The sequence below is a fragment of the Oscillatoria nigro-viridis PCC 7112 genome (assembly GCF_000317475.1).
GTDB classification, from domain to species: Bacteria; Cyanobacteriota; Cyanobacteriia; order Cyanobacteriales; family Microcoleaceae; genus Microcoleus; species Microcoleus nigroviridis.
The window spans coordinates 3382410-3398398 of sequence record NC_019729.1 but is presented as its reverse complement, the minus strand read 5'-3'; the positions used below and the strand labels follow the sequence as shown (position 1 = coordinate 3398398).

Sequence of the window (15989 nt, the reverse complement as noted above, 5' to 3'; positions counted from 1 at the left end):
TTTCTTAAAAAACCCGGTTTCTCCGTAAGGCATAACTTTATTGTAAGATATTTACACTAACTGTAAGGAGCATCGAAAATAATGCGAATTTTAATGATGGGCGGTACTCGGTTTATTGGGGTTTATCTTACTAAGATTTTAGCAGCACAAGGGCATGAAGTGGTGTTGTTTAACCGGGGCAACAAGCCTGTGCCGGTTGCGGGCGTAAAACAGATTCAGGGCGATCGCACAAATGTCGAACAACTGCAAGAAAAGTTATCGACGGTCGAGTTTGACGCCGTTTTTGATAACAACGGCCGCGAACTGAGCGATACAAAGCCTTTAGCTGAAATATTTAAAGGGCGGGTGCAGCACTTTGTTTACATGAGCTCTGCGGGGGTTTATTTGAAGTCGGATCAAATGCCTCATATTGAAGGGGACGCTACCGATCCTAAAAGCCGGCATTTGGGTAAATGCGAAACCGAAAATTACTTGGCAGAGTCCGGTTTGCCTTGGACTTCGATTCGCCCGACTTACATTTACGGCCCCCAAAATTATAACGATTTAGAGGCTTGGTTTTTCGATCGCATTGTGCGCGATCGACCGATTCCGATTCCCGGTAACGGAATGCACTTCACGCAGTTGGGGCACTGTCAGGATTTGGCTAGGGCTATGGCGGCGGTTTTGGGCAACTCTAGGGCGATCGGGCAAATTTACAACGTTTCGGGCGATCGATTTGTCACCTTTGACGGTTTAGCCCGCGCCTGCATTCAAGCCGCAGGCAAATCCCCTGATGCTATTAAGATTGTACACTACGATCCGAAACAATTTGACTTCGGCAAAAAGAAAGCTTTTCCGATGAGATTGCAGCACTTTTTCGCTTCCGTTAATAAAGCTGTCACCGATCTTAACTGGCAGCCGGAATTTGACTTAGTTTCGGGATTGCAAGATTCTTTTCAGAATGATTATGTAGTTTCGGGGCGGGACAAAGCTGAGATAGATTTTTCAGTCGATGATGAAATTTTGAAATCAGTTCAAAGTTAAGTTAGAGTGGGAGCATCCCAATGCCAGCAACAATCTAGAACCCCACCCTAACCCTCCCCTTACTAAGGGGAGGGAACAAGAAAGAAAGCAAACAGACTGTCACAGTAAAGTTCGCACCGCGCACCTTACATCAACACCAAAGATAGCTACTTAGAGGCGATAGCAAAATTCCCCAAGGGCTGGTATGTAATTATTGAAATTCAAGTTCTAAATCGGCAGGAATTAGACTAGCTAGCTTTGTAAAATACAGCAACAACTGATGGCACTAAATTAATGATTGAAGAACTGCACAAGGGATTTCACCCTAAAATTGATTTTATTGAAATTCAAACTCCCCAGTTGCCCTTCGACCAATTAAAAAATTTAGAGAGGCCATGTTAGAATTTTCAAATGCGGAAAATGTGACAATCAAGCATCTAGGATACAAGCGCCCGGATTCATCCGTCCAGAAATAAAAAACCTGTATCCGATGAAACTTGCCCACCGAATTTATCTCGCGCAAGTCAATGCTTCAATTCTTTAATCTAAAATCTAAAATCTAAAATCGATTGACAGCTTGGTTGGAAGCTAATTCTCCAAACGACTAGGAAATATTAGGTGAATTTCATGCTTGGAATAACACTCGGCAATCGCTACAGTATTATCCGTCACTTGGGAGGCGGCGGATTTGCTCAAACTTATTTAGCTGAAGATAAGCAGCTACCAGGCAATCACCTCTGCGTCGTCAAGCAGCTTAAACCTCAAGCAACAAATCCCGAAACTCTACAGGTAGCTAGACGTTTATTCGATACCGAAGCACAAGTTTTGTACAAGTTGGGAAATCACGATCGCATTCCCCGACTTTTTGCTTTTTTTGAAGAGAATCAAGAGTTTTATCTAGTTCAAGAATTTATAAAAGGTCACGATTTAAGTCAAGAAATTATACCCCCCCAAACCCCCCCTTACCAAGGGGGGGCTGGGGGGGGTTCTTCGGGCGCGGCAGGAGTCATGCAGGAAGATGCAGTCATTTGTATATTGGAGGAACTTCTCGAAATTTTAGACTTTGTACACCAGCAAAATGTGATTCACCGCGATGTCAATCCCCGCAATATCCTCCGCAGAGATAGAGACGGAAAATTAGTTTTAATTGACTTCGGCGCAGTCAAAGAAATTACGACTCAAATCACCAATCCTCAGCCCAAGAATAGCTTGAGTGTCAGCATCGGTACTCCCGGTTATATGCCCAGCGAACAAGCTCACGGCAACCCGAAACTCAGCAGCGATATATATGCCGTCGGTGCGATCGCAATTCAGTTTCTCACTGGCATAAATCCTCACCAAATGCCAAAAAACCCCGATACAGAGGAAATTATTTGGCAGGACAAAACATCCGTCAGTCCTGAATTTGCCAAGATTTTAGATAAGATGGTAAAGTACGATTTTCGCCAACGTTATTCTAGTGCTGGCGAAACGCTGCAAGCTATTAAAGAATTGAAAAATTCTGTCAGCGGTACAGTTCCTGTATTGCCTCCGGTTGCTGCTGCGAAGGGGCGGCTCAAATCCCGAAAAAAACTGTATTTAAAAATATTGTCGATCGCCAGTTTAATTGGTATCACTACTATCGCCTCAATTTATGGTGTAAACACTTTTAATTCTGCTAATGCAACTGATTTGTACAACCGAGGAAATACTCTTTACAATTTAAGCCGATTTGAAGAAGCTCTGGCAGCTTATGAGCGAGCAATAACTCTCAGGCCGGACTACGCGGAAGTTTGGCAGGAAAAAGCCAAAACTTTGTACAAATTGAAAAAATACCAAGAATCGCAGGCCGCTTACGATCGAGCCATAGAATTAAAGCCGGAATACTTAGAAGCTTGGACGGGACGCGGTTATGCTTTGGAGAAGTTGCAACAGTCTCAAGAGGCGATCGCATCTTTTGATAACGCTTTGAAAATCCAGCCCGACTATGCCGCAGCGTGGGAAGGCAGAGGCGATGTCCTGTTAGATTCGCAGCGGTACGAAGAGGCGATCGCCTCCTACGAAAAAGCTGTACAATTTCAGCCCAATTTGTACGGTGCTTGGTACAATCGGGGACAAGCTCACCAAAAATTAAAACAGTACGATCGAGCCGTTGAATCCTATCAAAAAGCAGTTGAAATCAAATTCGATAATTATGAAGCTTGGTACAATTTAGGTAATGTTTTCCTAGAATTAAATAAAAACCAAGAAGCTTTTGAAGCTTACGAAAAAGCCGTGCGGTTTCAGCCCAATTTTTATCAAGGGTGGTACAGTAAAGGCATCGCTTTGCTGAAAATGCGCCGACATGAAGAAGCGGTAGAAGCTTACGAAAAAGCTGTGAAATTAAAACCTGATTATTATCAAGCATGGTACAATTTAGGTTGGTCATATCACGAATTACGCAAGTACGAACAAGCAATTGAGTGTTACAACAGAGCCTTAGATTTAAACCCGAAAGAATATCAAGCGTGGTACAATAGAGGCAACGCTCAGTCCAATTTAAAGCGGTACGAAGATGCGCTAGTCTCTTACAATGAAGCTGTCTATGTCAAGCCTGACTACTCGGAAGCCTGGTACAGCCGCGGCAATGCACTTGTGGCGGTAAAAAGATACGAAGATGCGATCGCCTCCTATGACAAAGCAATTCGCTACAAACCGGATTACGGAGCGGCAATGGAAGCAAAAAAGCGGGCAGAAAGTCAGCTAGGAAGCCGCCCGCTAGAATCCCAACAACAACAATAATTGTTATTAGTCCGCTTAGGCGGGCTTTGTTTGACAAGAAGCAATTTCAATTGTCAAGTTTTATCTTTTAGCGAACAGCGGGAGAAATTACGGTAACTCGGCGGCTGTCTACTAACATCGGCCAAAAACCTCGATCGCTCAATGTTTTTACAGCGGCAGTAGCGGCGTTTTGATCCGTTGTATAAGCGACGAATAAAAAGGGACGCTGGCCGTAGGAAGCTAAGCCTACTTGCGTACCTAATGCTTGCCTAACTTGCGAGGCTAATTCCGGTTGGTTGAAGTAATCGACTAACACTGCATAACCAGGGCCCAGGGGTCGGGGATTGAAGGCAAGATTGCCGCTGGGAGAATTGGTGATTGGTTCAAAACCTGGTGCTGGCTGAGGGTTGTAGACTGGCAAATTTTGGGGTAGTGCCGCTGCGGGCGATCGTACTACGTAAGCTTGCAATCCGACAACATCTTCGATGTATTTAACCCAATCGCTGGCGATTTGCGAGTCGCGAAAGCCACCAACTCGCGTCACCGTGTCATTGATGTATTGACAAACTGTGTTGTTAGTATTTCCAGGGAAAGAGCGTTTTGCTCTTTCTTGCTGTTCGGGTGTTCTGGTGACAATTAACAGTAGATATTCGTCCGACTGCGGCGGTTGGCAGCTCGACTGAGCTTTAACAGAACTCGATAAAACTGTCAAGACTAAAAGGGCGATCGAAGTAGCAGAAAATAGAGGTAGAGACAAAATAAATTTGTACAATTGACTTCTAATTTCTGTGAGTTGTTTTGTCGGATTTTGGGCCAGTTTATTCATGCTGTCTGTAGGGATGCAAGGGCATCGGGAATAGTTGGTGATGGTGCTTGAAATTCACCTGTCAGTACATATTCTAATCGCAGTTTCAACCAGGTGATGAAGACAGGATCGGTAGAAATAATAGCGGCTGATGGCTGAGGGCATTTTGCTTTAACTTCTGCCATTGTCGGTGCTTCTAGGAAAGCGGGCTGTTTGACCAACCAGAAGTCTATTTGTTTTTCTTGTTCGTTGTAGTTGCGAGTTCTTTCTTTAAACACTTCATCTAGGGGTTCTTCCTCTAGCAAAAAGCGTTGGCTGGCTAAAACGTAGTAGTAGGTTTGCATTTTTCTCGCTTGTTAGGGGTTGACGGTTTGCGGTTAATGCCGCCTGTACCGACCAGTTTTGCCGGTCAGGGGCGGGTTTGCCGAGTTGCGGTCTTTGGAGAGTTCTAGACTCTTGTGCCGTTTACTTTACCTTATTTGCTGTCATCTTGGGTAGATGCAGAGCAAGTCGCCTCAGAAAAATCTTTGGTGGTGAGAGTTGGGGGAGTTGTGAGTGTTGCGAGAGTTGCTAGTTTTTTGGGGATTTGGGCGATTATTTTTCGGGCTGGTGATTTTCGGGAAAATTTAGGTGACAATAGGAAATTAGATGGAATTGCAGGTTGAATAATTACCAATTATTGAGGCAATCTGGGGGCTGTTAAACCTGATTGGGAGTGGTTTGCATATGAAAAGTTGTTGGAGTGCGATCGCGACTGGTATTGCTTGGTGTCTGGCTTGGGGCGATCGACGCGAACCTCAATTTGAGATCGGCGTGTTGCAGGAAATGCGACGGGCTTTGAATTCTGGGGAGGAAGTGCCGGAGGATGTGAGGGAAATTGTCGATCGGGTTCAGGAACTAGAAAAACTTGAGTTTCCTGAAACTCTCGAAGAACTAACGGAACTGACAAAAAAATATCCGGTACTGTGGGAATCTAAAATTGGTTTAGTTTACGGCGGTGCGACCAAAATCAAGCAATATGTGTTTGAAGCGGCAAAAATTCAGGATGTTCGCGGTGGCTCAGCGTTATTGGACAGAATAAACCTAGTTGACTTACCTGCTTTTTTTAATAAAAATCCTCAGTTATCCCGATACAAAGTTCAGTGCCAAGAAATCCGAACATGGCTCGATCGCACAATTCCCAGCCAGCCAAAACTCTCAGAAGCACTGATTCCAGAACTCATTATTTATTCAACAGGCGGCAATATTCTGGCATTTTGTCCGGCTGCATTTGTTGACGACTTGGCTGATGCCATTGAAAAACGCTACACAGAAGAAACTTTAACTGCAAATTCCTGTGCCGTAGGGGAGAAATTTAAACTCTTAGAAATTCGCTTTGGGTTGCTACGAGAGGCCATTGAAAATACACTTTGGCTAGAGTGGTATCGTCAGCACTATCAAAAACCGCTTCTTCAAGCTTACTTTGGTAATTTGGAGAAAAATCTAGAGAATAGTAAAACTGAACGGTGTACTGAAGAGCCTATATCCGTTGAAGATGCTTTTGCAAATAGAAAGAGCTTTAATGAAATAACAACAAAATTGGCAGTTATGTTTAATCAACGGCGGAGCGGCAATGATTTTTCAAATCGTCCCAGTCGCCGCTATCCGCCGATGTTTGAAACACATCCTTACTTGATACGAGATGGGAATGAACGTCGTTCAGCAATAACAAGGGTGCAACCACCAAAACTGCCTAGAGAAACCAATTTTTCGGAAACTTCTGCTCGGAAACATCGAGTTGGTTACAGAGCTAAAAAAGATTTGCGCCAAGTACCTGAATGGTACGAGGAATCTCAGCTAGAATGGAACCCCGGCGTAATAGAAGGCTGGGTAGCTAGATTCGATCGCTTTCTGGAAAAAAATCCCAGTCTCAAACAGAAATACTATGGAGGTTTGAAATCCGATAACGTTGAAATTGCCGAAAACCTCAGCCATATTGGGAATGCGAGTAAAAATTTTATTGCCTATATCTATGCTGATGGCAATAATATGGGTGGCTATATTCAAAATATTCGCACTCCCCAAAAATATCAAGAGTTTAGTAAAGATGTAGAATTAGCAACGGAGTATGCTGTTTACCAAGCATTAGCAGAGAGTTTGCATCCTCATGAATTGCAAAATTTTACCGATGAAGATTCTACACTCAGTAACGGCGATTTAGTCCATCCTTTTGAAATCATTACCATTGGTGGGGATGATATTTTCTTGATTGTTCCAGCAGATAAAGCATTGGCGATCGCCCAAACTATCGGACAACGATTTGAAAAAATATTGCTAAAACAACAGCCATTGGTAGAAAATTCAACAGCAACAGAACAAATCAAGGGAGACTATCAGATTCAGCGATCTAATAAACCTATCGACAAGAAAAAAATCCACCGCTACAAGCCTACAGAAGCTCCTCCTTCTCAATGCCAACTCAGTACCTCAAGTGGCGTACTAATTACAGCTTATGATACCCCCATCTATTATGCCAAAGATTTTCTCGATCAATTACTGAAATCAGCAAAAGAACGAGCAAAAAAATTAAAGAGCGCCGGATACTGTGGCGGAACCGTTGATTTTATGGTAATGAAATCTGTTACCATGATTTCTTCGGATGTAAAAGTATTTCGCAAGGAGGCATTGTTCAAGAAATTGAAACCCAACCTCAAGCTTTATGCTGCGCCCTATACATTACATGAATTAGGAGGATTACTAAGCTCAATAGAAGCCTTAAACAAGGCTAAATTTCCCAAATCGCAACTTTACCAAATTCGGAGCTTTTTAGAGCGTGGGAAACACACAGCTATTCTTAATTACCGCTACTTCCGCACGCGACTACAGCAAGGAAAATCAGGACTGCTAGAACATTTTGAAGAAGCTTGGTGTCAACCAAAAGATCCCACTAACCCAGGCAATTTAGCTCCTTGGATGTATGATGATGGGTCGCTTGAGACTGACAAGTCAGACTATCCACTTTTTGAAACCATTTGGCGAGACATGGTAGATTTATATGATTTTATTGCTGCCTCTGAAAATGACGATATGTTAGAATCAGAGCTAGCGACAATGGAGGTTGAATCATGATTTTTCTCGATGAAATATCCAACTCCCGCCTCACATCCTGTGAAATTACCGCTGTAATTGACTCCGCTTTGTGTGTCGGTGCGGGTGGTTCTTCAGGTTCGCTAGCTGATAAACCAATTGTTCGGAACTCAGAAAGAAATTTAGTGATTCCTGGTTCTCAAATTAAAGGGCGTTTGCGTCACGAGTGTGAAAAAATTGCTAGAGGTTTGCATTGGGCTGTTTGTGATTCACCTAACCCTCAAACTATGTGTCCTCAAAGAGCAGGTTTAACAGAAAACTTCGATCGCCCGGAATATCATGTACCAGGCTACGAGGGGAAGCATTGCCTAATTTGTCAAATATTCGGCAATCCAGTTTTGCCTTCTCGCATCTTATTTGATGATTTAATTTGTACGGAAGACCCAGAAAACTTACCAGAAATATTGCGTCCAGGTGTCACAATCAATCGTCGTCGCCGCGTTGCTGAAGAGCAAAAACTTTACTTTCTAGAAACCTCGCCAGCAAATACCCAACTTAAGTTTACAGGACAAATTCACCTATATGATGCGCCCAAGAATGCTAATGCACCAGATAATGCTAATTATCCCGATTATGCAGGAGAATTAATATTAACTGGCTTGAGACATATTCATGCTTTAGGTGGTAGTAAATCAGCAGGTTTGGGATGGCTGCATTGGGAATTTCCTAAGTTACCCTTGAAAGAAGCCGCGTGGGATTTTCTGGCAAAAGGAGATGGAGAATGAAAAAGATTAATTTAGAAATTAAAGCATTGTCTCCTTTGGCGATCGGCAAACAGAAGCCCGGCAGCTCAATTAGTGAAGCAGAAACCTACATTCCTGGTACAGTAATTCGAGGGGCAGTTGCAGCTTACATACTGAAACGCGCAACTACACCCATTACTGCTAGCGACAATTTTCACGATCTGTTTTTGGGTGATAATCCAGCTATTTTCCAAAATGCTTATCCTGCAACAATTGAGGGTGAGAAGCAAACTAGAATCCAACCAGAAGTTAAGGTGGTACCCGCTACTGCTCTTAGTTCTAAAACAAAATCAGGTTTTAAGTCCAAAGGAAACAATGGCGTTTTTGATACTCTTATCGATCGCTTCTGTGCGGAAGGATTCGGTCATTTGTACGATCCAAACTGCCCTAGGGATGGAGGTAGAGTCGATGTTTTTAAAGGTTTTTACAGCGAATTAAATGGCAAATATTACAGCCATTCCGCAACTACCCGTCTGCTAACGCGAGTTGGCATTAATCGAAGACGAGCCACTTCTGAAGAAAGAGTATTGTACAGTATTGAAGTTTTGAATGAATCTCAAAGTAGGGGTAAAAAAGAGAAGCCTGTCGTCTATACAGGAGCAATTGTAGTAGCAAATGAAATAGCAGATACTCTACAAACTTTTATACACAATCATCAGGACGATTTGAGATTAGGTGGCGCAACTTCACGGGGATTGGGACGAGTTAAAATTACAGCTAAGTCGCCTGTAGATGCAAAAGCTTTGAAGCCTTCGGTGGAAGAAAGAATCAATAAGTTTCAGAAAAAATTACATCAGCGGTGGGAGGAATGGAAGAGAATTTATAACCACCCTATCGAAGATTGGCTACAAAATCGCACGTATTTCACCATCGATCTACAATCTGATGCTATATTAATAGAAAATTGGAGACGTACTACTGTTATTTCAGAAGATATGCTTCGTCAGTTTTCAGGAGTGATAGATTCATCTCTGAAATTGCACGCTGCTTATAGTAGTTATGATTACTTATCGGGTTGGAATTCTGCATGGGGATTGATGAAAGATGTGGAGTCGATCGCAGATAAGGGAGGGGTTTATTTATTCAGTACAACTCAGTCAAATTTATGGAGGGAGAAGTTAAATGATTTGGAAATCAAGGGAGTAGGCGATCGCACAGAGGAAGGCTTCGGTCAAATACAAATTTGCAACGAATTTCATCTAATACTTCGGGAGGAAGCTAAATGAGCGAATCATCAGAGCAACAAAAACAACTAAAAATTCAGAAAGGTATTCGTCAGGCTGAAGACTTTTTAGTAACTTGGATTCAGGATGCTTTGGATAATAAAAAGTCTTACGGAGAGTTAGAAGAATCTCAATTTCGGAATTTAGTACGAGTTGCTGACACAACAGAAAGCACAGAAGTTATCAAAAATTTCTTGCGCTATCAAGTTGGACGTGACAAAAAATGGGGCAGAGGAAATGATTCTCTAGCTGCCCAAATAATTAAAGATATTGACACCAGAATTAAGGAACGTGCTAAGAAAATAGCGGATGAAGTTAATACCGACGATCTCAACATTATCTGGATCGAACTAACCCGTCGTTATCTCGGCTACGGTGCGCGACATTTGACCTACAAACTCAAAGGTTAATTTTAGTTGATAAAAGGAAGTTGATGCTATGAATAAACTCGTAATTTCTACCGTTGGTACAAGCTTGCTCACCAATCAAATCGATCGAGAATTTGAAGATAACTGGGCTGTTCGTTTGCGAGATACAGCGAATTTATCTCAGGAAGAAATCGCCAACCATCATGAAGATGTATCAGATATTATTAAAACTTTGCAGGATAGAGCAGCAGAGAAGCTTAAGGGTGAAGTTGAAGATATTCGAGAAGCAAGTGCTGAATTGAATGGCATCTATGCTTTATACAAAAAACAATTAAATCAAGGTAGTAAAGATATGCACTGGTTAATTGCTACTGACACAGCACAAGACCAAGTTACAGCAAAAATGCTAGAAGAGTTTCTGCGTAAACAGGGTTTAACTGCTGATGTATATACACCCCAGGGTTTTTCAGCAAGAAGTACAGAATCTTTCACCAATGGTATTGATGAGTTTCTGAACTGGATTGATGAGACTGTTCCTGGTTATAAAGATAGCGGTTCTCAAGTTTGTTTTAACTTAGTGGGTGGTTTCAAAGCGATTCAAGGATTCGCTAACACGATAGGGATGTTCTATGCGGATGAAATTATTTACATTTTTGAAGGTAGTCAAGACTTTATTAGAATTCCTCGCTTGCCCATCCAAGTTGATAAATCAGTAATTAAGCCAGTTCAATTTGCTCTAATGGCTTCAGGAGTAGGCGTTTGGGTTAAGTTATCAGAACTTCAGAGTGTGCCGGAAACTTTGATATTTGTGGTAGGTGAGGAAGCAACACTGAGCAACTGGGGTAGACTGACTTGGAATAACTGTAAACGAGAACTTCTCGCCCGAGATTTATTAGAGTTTCCTTGCCTTGTTTACGAAGATTGGTTTGAAAAAGACTATAAAAAAACCAATGTAGACTCTCAAAGAAAATTTGAGTTACACGAGGTACTTTCTGAAGTATCTGGTTCAATGCTAAAATTTAACGGAGATACCACTCGATTTGATTCTAGACTTCACTTTTCGCGGTATGAAGGAGGGCAAAGATGTGAAGGAGGAGTCAGAAAGAATGAAATCGATCACTTTTACATTAAAAATACTGGCTGGCGAGTCAGTTGTATTGCCAAAGATGGCAAGCTGTACCTGCGCCATTATGGAAAGCATGATGATGTCAACGACAACCCCTGATCGCTTTATGTTTGAAACATTCAAAAATCGACTGGAAATCACAGGAACGCTCAAAACTGTAACAGCACTCCGAATTAGTGCTGGTCGATCGACCGAACCGATCGGCTCCGATTTACCTGTAATCAAAGATGCTTTGGGGCGACCTTTGATTCCTGGTTCGAGCTTTAAAGGGGCTTTGCGATCGCGCCTCGAAAGCTTCCTGCGAGGAATTGTGGGGAGCGATCGCAAATTAGTAGCCAATCCAGCCATTGAGAATGAATGGTCAATTACCGCTCAGGAAATGAAGCAAATTAAACAAAATTTCCCAGATGACCAAGCTCTAACTGATGAAATTCTCAAGCATACAGATTTAGTTTCTCATCTATTTGGCACTCCCTGGCTTGCCAGCAAATTTCAAGTTCGCGACTTAACCGTACAACCCGATGCGTGGTTCGGACAATATCAAGAACGAGATGGAGTAGCCATTGACAGAGACACAGAAACCGCCGCAGATGGCAAACTCTACGACTACCAAGTTGTCCCCGCCGCAACACCTTTTGATTTTAAAGCAGTAGTTGAAAATGCTCGCGATTGGGAATTGGGTTTATTAATGATCGGTTTGCACCAATTTGAGACAGAACAAATTCCTCTCGGAGGAGGGCGATCGCGCGGCTTAGGTGTTGTTAAACTAGAAATTGATAAGATGCGTTGGGTTGATGTCGAAGACCATCCCGAATTTTTGTTAGAATACTTAAAAAAGTTAGTCATGGGAGAGCAAACAGCTTATGAAGATGCGGCAGATTATAAAGATGAGTGGGTACAAAAGCTGATCGATCGACTGAACAATAACATTTCTCAATCATCTCCATCTCAAATAGCTCAAAAGTAAAACTAAATACTGCACGCAGGAGGTAAAGATGGGCTTCAGTAATTACAAAGATATCGGTGAAGTTCTCCAAGAGTTTCAGATTACTTACACTGAAGCTAATTTCATGGGAGAAACTGAATTTAGTATCCCTGACTATTTTCGGGAAGACTTAGCATTTATGATGCGAGAAGCAGTTGTGGACAATTCAGAGTTTGCTGTGTGCGAAAATTTGATCTATCCAGTTATCAAAGAAGTCTGGAAATCTTATTATAGTAAGTTTGTTCTCTGGAGCCATAAATCTCTTACATACGACCTGAATCTGTCTGGTTTTCCTGAATATATTTTGGCTAAACGCTCTCCTTTGGGAAAATTCGTGTTTGAAAAACCTTATTTTCTGTTAGTTGAGGCTAAGCAAGATAAATTCGACGAAGGGTGGGCGCAGTGTTTAGCTGAGATGATTGCAGCACAGCGGTTGAATGACAAATTGCAACTCACAATTTTTGGTATTGTTTCTAATGGAGAGCGCTGGCAATTTGGTAAGCTTGAAGCCAAGCTATTTACTCGCAATAAAACTTACTACACAATTCAGGAGTTAGACAAACTTTTTGCTGCTATTAACTATGTTTTTCAACAATGCGAAATACAGCTTAACGAGTTAGTAGCTGCCTAATTTTCAACGCTCTATCGACTTACTCAACCATGCACAAACGATTTGTCAATCATTGCACGATCGCCCTCACCATCATTCCCGATGGTCCAATATTAATTAAATCTGGCGAAGAAGGAGGCGGAGCAGATCCGACTAAACCGGCTATGGAATTTGTCGAAACCTACCATGCAGGAGGAAAGTCAATTTACCTCCCAGGAAGCAGTCTGAAAGGAGCAATTCGCGCTCACGCCGAACGCATTGTCAGGACAATAGGTAGGGATAAACGCTCTAGTAGTGATGATGGATTTACCCTTTGGGCTAGTGACCCTCTCAGCGAAGATAAACGAAATAATCCAAATCATTATTTAGAAGATTGGAAAAAGGCTAACAAAAACCATCATAATCCGGGGCAAGAAATATACAAACAATCCTGCTTTGTGTCTCAAATGTTTGGCAATACTTCTGTTGCCAGTCGCGTCAGAATAGAAGATGCTTATCCCGACAAAGACAAACCAAAACCCAAATTAGAAGAACGCAATGGAGTCGCGATCGATCGCGTTTTCGGTTCCGTAGCCGTTGGCCCCTTTAACTACCAAGTCTGCACCGCCGGAGAATTTCGCACTAAAATACATCTCAAAAACTTTTCCTTAGCACAATTAGGCTTAATTGGCTTAGTTTTGCGAGACTTAAATGATGGCTGGTTTGGAATCGGTTTTGCCAAATCTCGCGGTTTGGGGACGGTGACAGTCAAATATAACGAAGCCGTAGTTCAATATCCCGGCTGTGAATTAGATCGAGATAATCGCCAAATTAAACAAATATTACAACCCGGTCGATGGGGACACGCTTTTTTGCTGGGTGCAGGAGAATTTTTAGACACTGAAGAAGCAGCAAACTATGGCTTTTCTAAACCCGATCGCGAACAAACTCCAATTGCTGCTGAACCGATGGATTTAGGTTTTGGAGTGCAGCTAAAATGGCAAGGCGACGGTGAGACTGGTGTACCGAATTTATTTAAATGTGCAGTTTGTGCTTGGAGTAAGCTTTTAACAGGTGCCGCAGCATGAACAAAGGTTTTGTATATGTTCGATCGAGTTTGTCACAAGATCAAGTTAAAGAGTTGTTAGAAAAGTTAGCAACTGAGGAAAGTTATTATTTTGTGCGATCGCCCCACGCAGTCAGTGGCATTTGCATGAAATTGCCCGAAGAGTTTTTCCCCGGTTTTGAAGGGCAAATGTTTAATGCCGATCGGGAATTGCGCTGGAAAAAGCAGGGAAGTGCATATCAAGCGTTACTGCTGAGTCGAGTTGAAGCGGATTTAGAAGGGTTTGAGCCGATCGATAAAGATTGCGAGTGGCAAATTTGCGATCGCGCGGCTTACTTTCACCCTCTTGACGAACCAAAATTCCCTAAAACTTTTGTCTATAAAGGAGAAAAGAATGAAAAGATTGTCTCTAACAATATTAGCATAGGTCAGCGATACTTTCAAGAAAAAAGAACTGCTACCGTTCATTTTGTCGCCCTCACCGTCAGGAGTAAAAATGACTAATAATCCCCTGCCCAAGCCCCGACGTTCTACACCGCCACCAAGTAGTCCGGTTTCTAATAATCCCGCTGAAACTGGAGAACCTAAACCTTATGAATTAATTAGTTTCCCCAAGGAACGACCGCCAAAAAAACATCCGGCCGGACATCACCAATATTTGGGCGATCGCCTGCACGGAACTTTGTTTCTAACTCTGAAAGTTCAGACTACTTTGCACGTCTCTACAGGCGTAGTTGTCATGGGTAGCGACATAGGCAGCCGCGTCCCTTTAATCAAAACAATGGTTCAAAATATTGACCAAAAGTTATCAATTCAAGGTAGTTCTCTCAAAGGCTGCATCCGGTCAGCATACGAAGCCATTACTAACAGCACTTTAGCAGTAATTACATCAAAATACAGAGATAAAATTCCGCAAGAACGGTTGCCATGTAAAAATAAACAAGAACTCTGTCCGGCAAGTCAAGTATTCGGTGCCTTAGATTGGCAAGGGCTAATTGAATTCAGCGATGCTAAATGCGAAAATACGGGCTTTGCTACGGGATTTATGCCATCTTTATATCGTCCCCGTCCCGATCAAAGACGAGCATATTTTGACGCAAGAGGCAACGTAGCAGGGCGCAAGTTTTACTATCACACAATTCGGGCGATCGACAAAGGTCAAGATCGAGGAATTACCGTTCAGCAAGCGGCTAAAGAGTATACTTTCAAAACACAGATACAATTCAAAAACTTAACAGCAGCAGAGTTAGGAACGCTTTTGATTGTGTTGGGGCAAGATCCAAAGTATCCGATCGCCCTCAAGGTAGGCGGCGGGAAGCCGATCGGCATGGGAACAATGACTGTGGAGGTGACGGCGGCAAGGGTGTTGCAGAATAAGGGAGATTTGCGCGATCGCTATTCCTCCTACAATCCTCCAGAATCTGACAGCATGACTGGCACAAAATTGCAACAATTTATGCAAAAAAATATTCAAGCTGCTCATTCTAGCTTAGTGCAAGCAACTCAATTGCAAGAACTAGCTGAAGTGTTGAAATATCCGACCGATCGGGAACCGCCAACAGGAATGTATTAAAGATGTCGAATACTGAATTAGTGACAGAATCTTTGACCGAAAACCAGTGGAAAATTGCCCACGCGATCGCTCAAACTTTAGTTAAAGAACAAACCGATGTAAATGAATTGGGAAAGGCGATCGCTTATCTCCGCAATGCAGTAAATCAAGATCGATCTGATGCCAATTCCCGGTTTTTCAAATATCTTAAAACCCTAGTCGGTAATGGCAGACAAATCGGACACAGTAGCAAAACCACAGATTATTACCGCAGCATCGACAAAGCTTGTACCGATTGTCTCAAAGGATTTCAAGGGGATGCTAGCACTTTGCTGCAAATTTTAGGTTGGGCATCTCGTTTGATGCGTTACTACAAAGAAGCGGGGCCGATTGGAGAAGTTGTGACCCCAGTTGTAGAGTCAGCGAGACAAGTTGAAATTGCTAAGGCGATCGGCAGTCATGAGTTTGCAATCGGTCAAATTGTCGAAGCCAAAGTTACTGCTGTCAAAGGAAACAAAGTGACATATGAAATTCTGGGAACTATCAGGCTAACTGAAAAAGAACCGAAAAAAGCACAATCTCTTTCTGAAGGACAAACGGTTAAGGTTGAAATTTTAGACATTAAGGAGGATGGCAGTCCCAAAAAGGTAAAATACTCTGAGTGA

At 42.5% G+C, this 15989-nt stretch carries 16 protein-coding genes; 14 read left to right on the top strand and 2 right to left on the bottom strand.

Going from position 1 to position 15989, the window contains the following annotated elements; translation table 11 throughout:
• Positions 1–81 precede the first annotated feature (81 nt).
• Together OSC7112_RS14470 and OSC7112_RS14465 are read left to right on the top strand one after the other, a co-directional pair.
• Positions 82–1023 carry an NAD-dependent epimerase/dehydratase family protein gene (locus tag OSC7112_RS14470; protein WP_015176595.1) on the top strand — a complete coding sequence of 314 codons (942 nt, stop codon included), beginning with the start codon at positions 82–84 and terminating at the stop codon, positions 1021–1023.
• A gap of 606 nt (positions 1024–1629) precedes the next feature.
• Positions 1630–3762 (top strand): serine/threonine-protein kinase, encoded by a 2133-nt coding sequence (locus OSC7112_RS14465; RefSeq protein ID WP_015176593.1) that lies wholly within the window; start codon positions 1630–1632, stop codon positions 3760–3762.
• 67 nt (positions 3763–3829) lie between these two features.
• Here OSC7112_RS14465 and OSC7112_RS14460 read toward each other — a convergent pair whose 3' ends face one another.
• Complete coding sequence (locus OSC7112_RS14460; RefSeq protein ID WP_015176592.1) at positions 3830–4567, bottom strand: hypothetical protein; 738 nt, start codon at positions 4565–4567, stop codon at positions 3830–3832.
• The gene (locus tag OSC7112_RS14455; protein ID WP_015176591.1) at positions 4564–4890 is read right to left on the bottom strand and encodes an MgPME-cyclase complex family protein; all 327 of its coding nucleotides are present in this window, start codon (positions 4888–4890) and stop codon (positions 4564–4566) included. The genes OSC7112_RS14460 and OSC7112_RS14455 overlap by 4 nt, the downstream gene beginning before the upstream one ends.
• A gap of 114 nt (positions 4891–5004) precedes the next feature.
• Here OSC7112_RS14455 and OSC7112_RS14450 point away from each other — a divergent pair, with 114 nt between their 5' ends.
• The 12 genes from OSC7112_RS14450 (at position 5005) to OSC7112_RS14395 (ending at position 15989) form a co-directional block, all read left to right on the top strand.
• Positions 5005–5211: a hypothetical protein gene (locus tag OSC7112_RS14450; RefSeq protein WP_041622535.1), complete on the top strand. Its 207-nt coding sequence runs from the start codon at positions 5005–5007 to the stop codon at positions 5209–5211.
• 61 nt (positions 5212–5272) lie between these two features.
• Positions 5273–7654: a type III-B CRISPR-associated protein Cas10/Cmr2 gene (cas10, locus tag OSC7112_RS14445; protein ID WP_015176590.1), complete on the top strand. Its 2382-nt coding sequence runs from the start codon at positions 5273–5275 to the stop codon at positions 7652–7654.
• A complete protein-coding gene (locus OSC7112_RS14440) occupies positions 7651–8397 on the top strand; it encodes an RAMP superfamily CRISPR-associated protein (RefSeq protein WP_015176589.1) in 747 nt (248 codons plus the stop codon). Before cas10 ends, OSC7112_RS14440 begins: the two co-directional genes overlap by 4 nt.
• Positions 8394–9641 (top strand): type III-D CRISPR-associated RAMP protein Csx10, encoded by a 1248-nt coding sequence (gene csx10, locus OSC7112_RS14435; RefSeq protein WP_015176588.1) that lies wholly within the window; start codon positions 8394–8396, stop codon positions 9639–9641. Before OSC7112_RS14440 ends, csx10 begins: the two co-directional genes overlap by 4 nt.
• Entirely contained in the window at positions 9638–10048 is a 411-nt protein-coding gene (locus OSC7112_RS14430) for a hypothetical protein (RefSeq protein WP_015176587.1), read from the top strand. Before csx10 ends, OSC7112_RS14430 begins: the two co-directional genes overlap by 4 nt.
• A gap of 28 nt (positions 10049–10076) precedes the next feature.
• A complete protein-coding gene (locus tag OSC7112_RS14425; RefSeq protein ID WP_015176586.1) occupies positions 10077–11231 on the top strand; it encodes a putative CRISPR-associated protein in 1155 nt (384 codons plus the stop codon).
• A 7-nt stretch (positions 11232–11238) separates the two neighbouring features.
• Positions 11239–12099, top strand: coding sequence for a type III CRISPR-associated RAMP protein Csx7 (csx7, locus tag OSC7112_RS14420; protein WP_041622534.1), 861 nt, complete (start codon positions 11239–11241; stop codon positions 12097–12099).
• A gap of 28 nt (positions 12100–12127) precedes the next feature.
• Positions 12128–12748 carry a hypothetical protein gene (locus OSC7112_RS14415; RefSeq protein ID WP_015176584.1) on the top strand — a complete coding sequence of 207 codons (621 nt, stop codon included), beginning with the start codon at positions 12128–12130 and terminating at the stop codon, positions 12746–12748.
• A 29-nt stretch (positions 12749–12777) separates the two neighbouring features.
• Positions 12778–13794, top strand: coding sequence for an RAMP superfamily CRISPR-associated protein (locus tag OSC7112_RS14410; RefSeq protein WP_015176583.1), 1017 nt, complete (start codon positions 12778–12780; stop codon positions 13792–13794).
• On the top strand, positions 13791–14276 hold the full coding sequence (locus OSC7112_RS14405) for a hypothetical protein (RefSeq protein ID WP_015176582.1): 486 nt from the start codon (positions 13791–13793) through the stop codon (positions 14274–14276). Before OSC7112_RS14410 ends, OSC7112_RS14405 begins: the two co-directional genes overlap by 4 nt.
• Complete coding sequence (locus tag OSC7112_RS14400; RefSeq protein WP_015176581.1) at positions 14269–15345, top strand: RAMP superfamily CRISPR-associated protein; 1077 nt, start codon at positions 14269–14271, stop codon at positions 15343–15345. The genes OSC7112_RS14405 and OSC7112_RS14400 overlap by 8 nt, the downstream gene beginning before the upstream one ends.
• Positions 15346–15347: 2 nt before the next feature.
• A complete protein-coding gene (locus OSC7112_RS14395) occupies positions 15348–15989 on the top strand; it encodes a hypothetical protein (RefSeq protein WP_015176580.1) in 642 nt (213 codons plus the stop codon).

Coding starts and splice junctions, on each gene's coding strand:
- OSC7112_RS14470 (WP_015176595.1), top strand. CDS start 82: ATGCGAATTTTAATGATGGGCGGTACTCGGTTTATTGGGGTTTATCTT.
- OSC7112_RS14465 (WP_015176593.1), top strand. CDS start 1,630: ATGCTTGGAATAACACTCGGCAATCGCTACAGTATTATCCGTCACTTG.
- OSC7112_RS14460 (WP_015176592.1), bottom strand. CDS start 4,567: ATGAATAAACTGGCCCAAAATCCGACAAAACAACTCACAGAAATTAGA.
- OSC7112_RS14455 (WP_015176591.1), bottom strand. CDS start 4,890: ATGCAAACCTACTACTACGTTTTAGCCAGCCAACGCTTTTTGCTAGAG.
- cas10 (WP_015176590.1), top strand. CDS start 5,273: ATGAAAAGTTGTTGGAGTGCGATCGCGACTGGTATTGCTTGGTGTCTG.
- OSC7112_RS14440 (WP_015176589.1), top strand. CDS start 7,651: ATGATTTTTCTCGATGAAATATCCAACTCCCGCCTCACATCCTGTGAA.
- csx10 (WP_015176588.1), top strand. CDS start 8,394: ATGAAAAAGATTAATTTAGAAATTAAAGCATTGTCTCCTTTGGCGATC.
- OSC7112_RS14430 (WP_015176587.1), top strand. CDS start 9,638: ATGAGCGAATCATCAGAGCAACAAAAACAACTAAAAATTCAGAAAGGT.
- OSC7112_RS14425 (WP_015176586.1), top strand. CDS start 10,077: ATGAATAAACTCGTAATTTCTACCGTTGGTACAAGCTTGCTCACCAAT.
- csx7 (WP_041622534.1), top strand. CDS start 11,239: ATGTTTGAAACATTCAAAAATCGACTGGAAATCACAGGAACGCTCAAA.
- OSC7112_RS14415 (WP_015176584.1), top strand. CDS start 12,128: ATGGGCTTCAGTAATTACAAAGATATCGGTGAAGTTCTCCAAGAGTTT.
- OSC7112_RS14410 (WP_015176583.1), top strand. CDS start 12,778: ATGCACAAACGATTTGTCAATCATTGCACGATCGCCCTCACCATCATT.
- OSC7112_RS14405 (WP_015176582.1), top strand. CDS start 13,791: ATGAACAAAGGTTTTGTATATGTTCGATCGAGTTTGTCACAAGATCAA.
- OSC7112_RS14400 (WP_015176581.1), top strand. CDS start 14,269: ATGACTAATAATCCCCTGCCCAAGCCCCGACGTTCTACACCGCCACCA.
- OSC7112_RS14395 (WP_015176580.1), top strand. CDS start 15,348: ATGTCGAATACTGAATTAGTGACAGAATCTTTGACCGAAAACCAGTGG.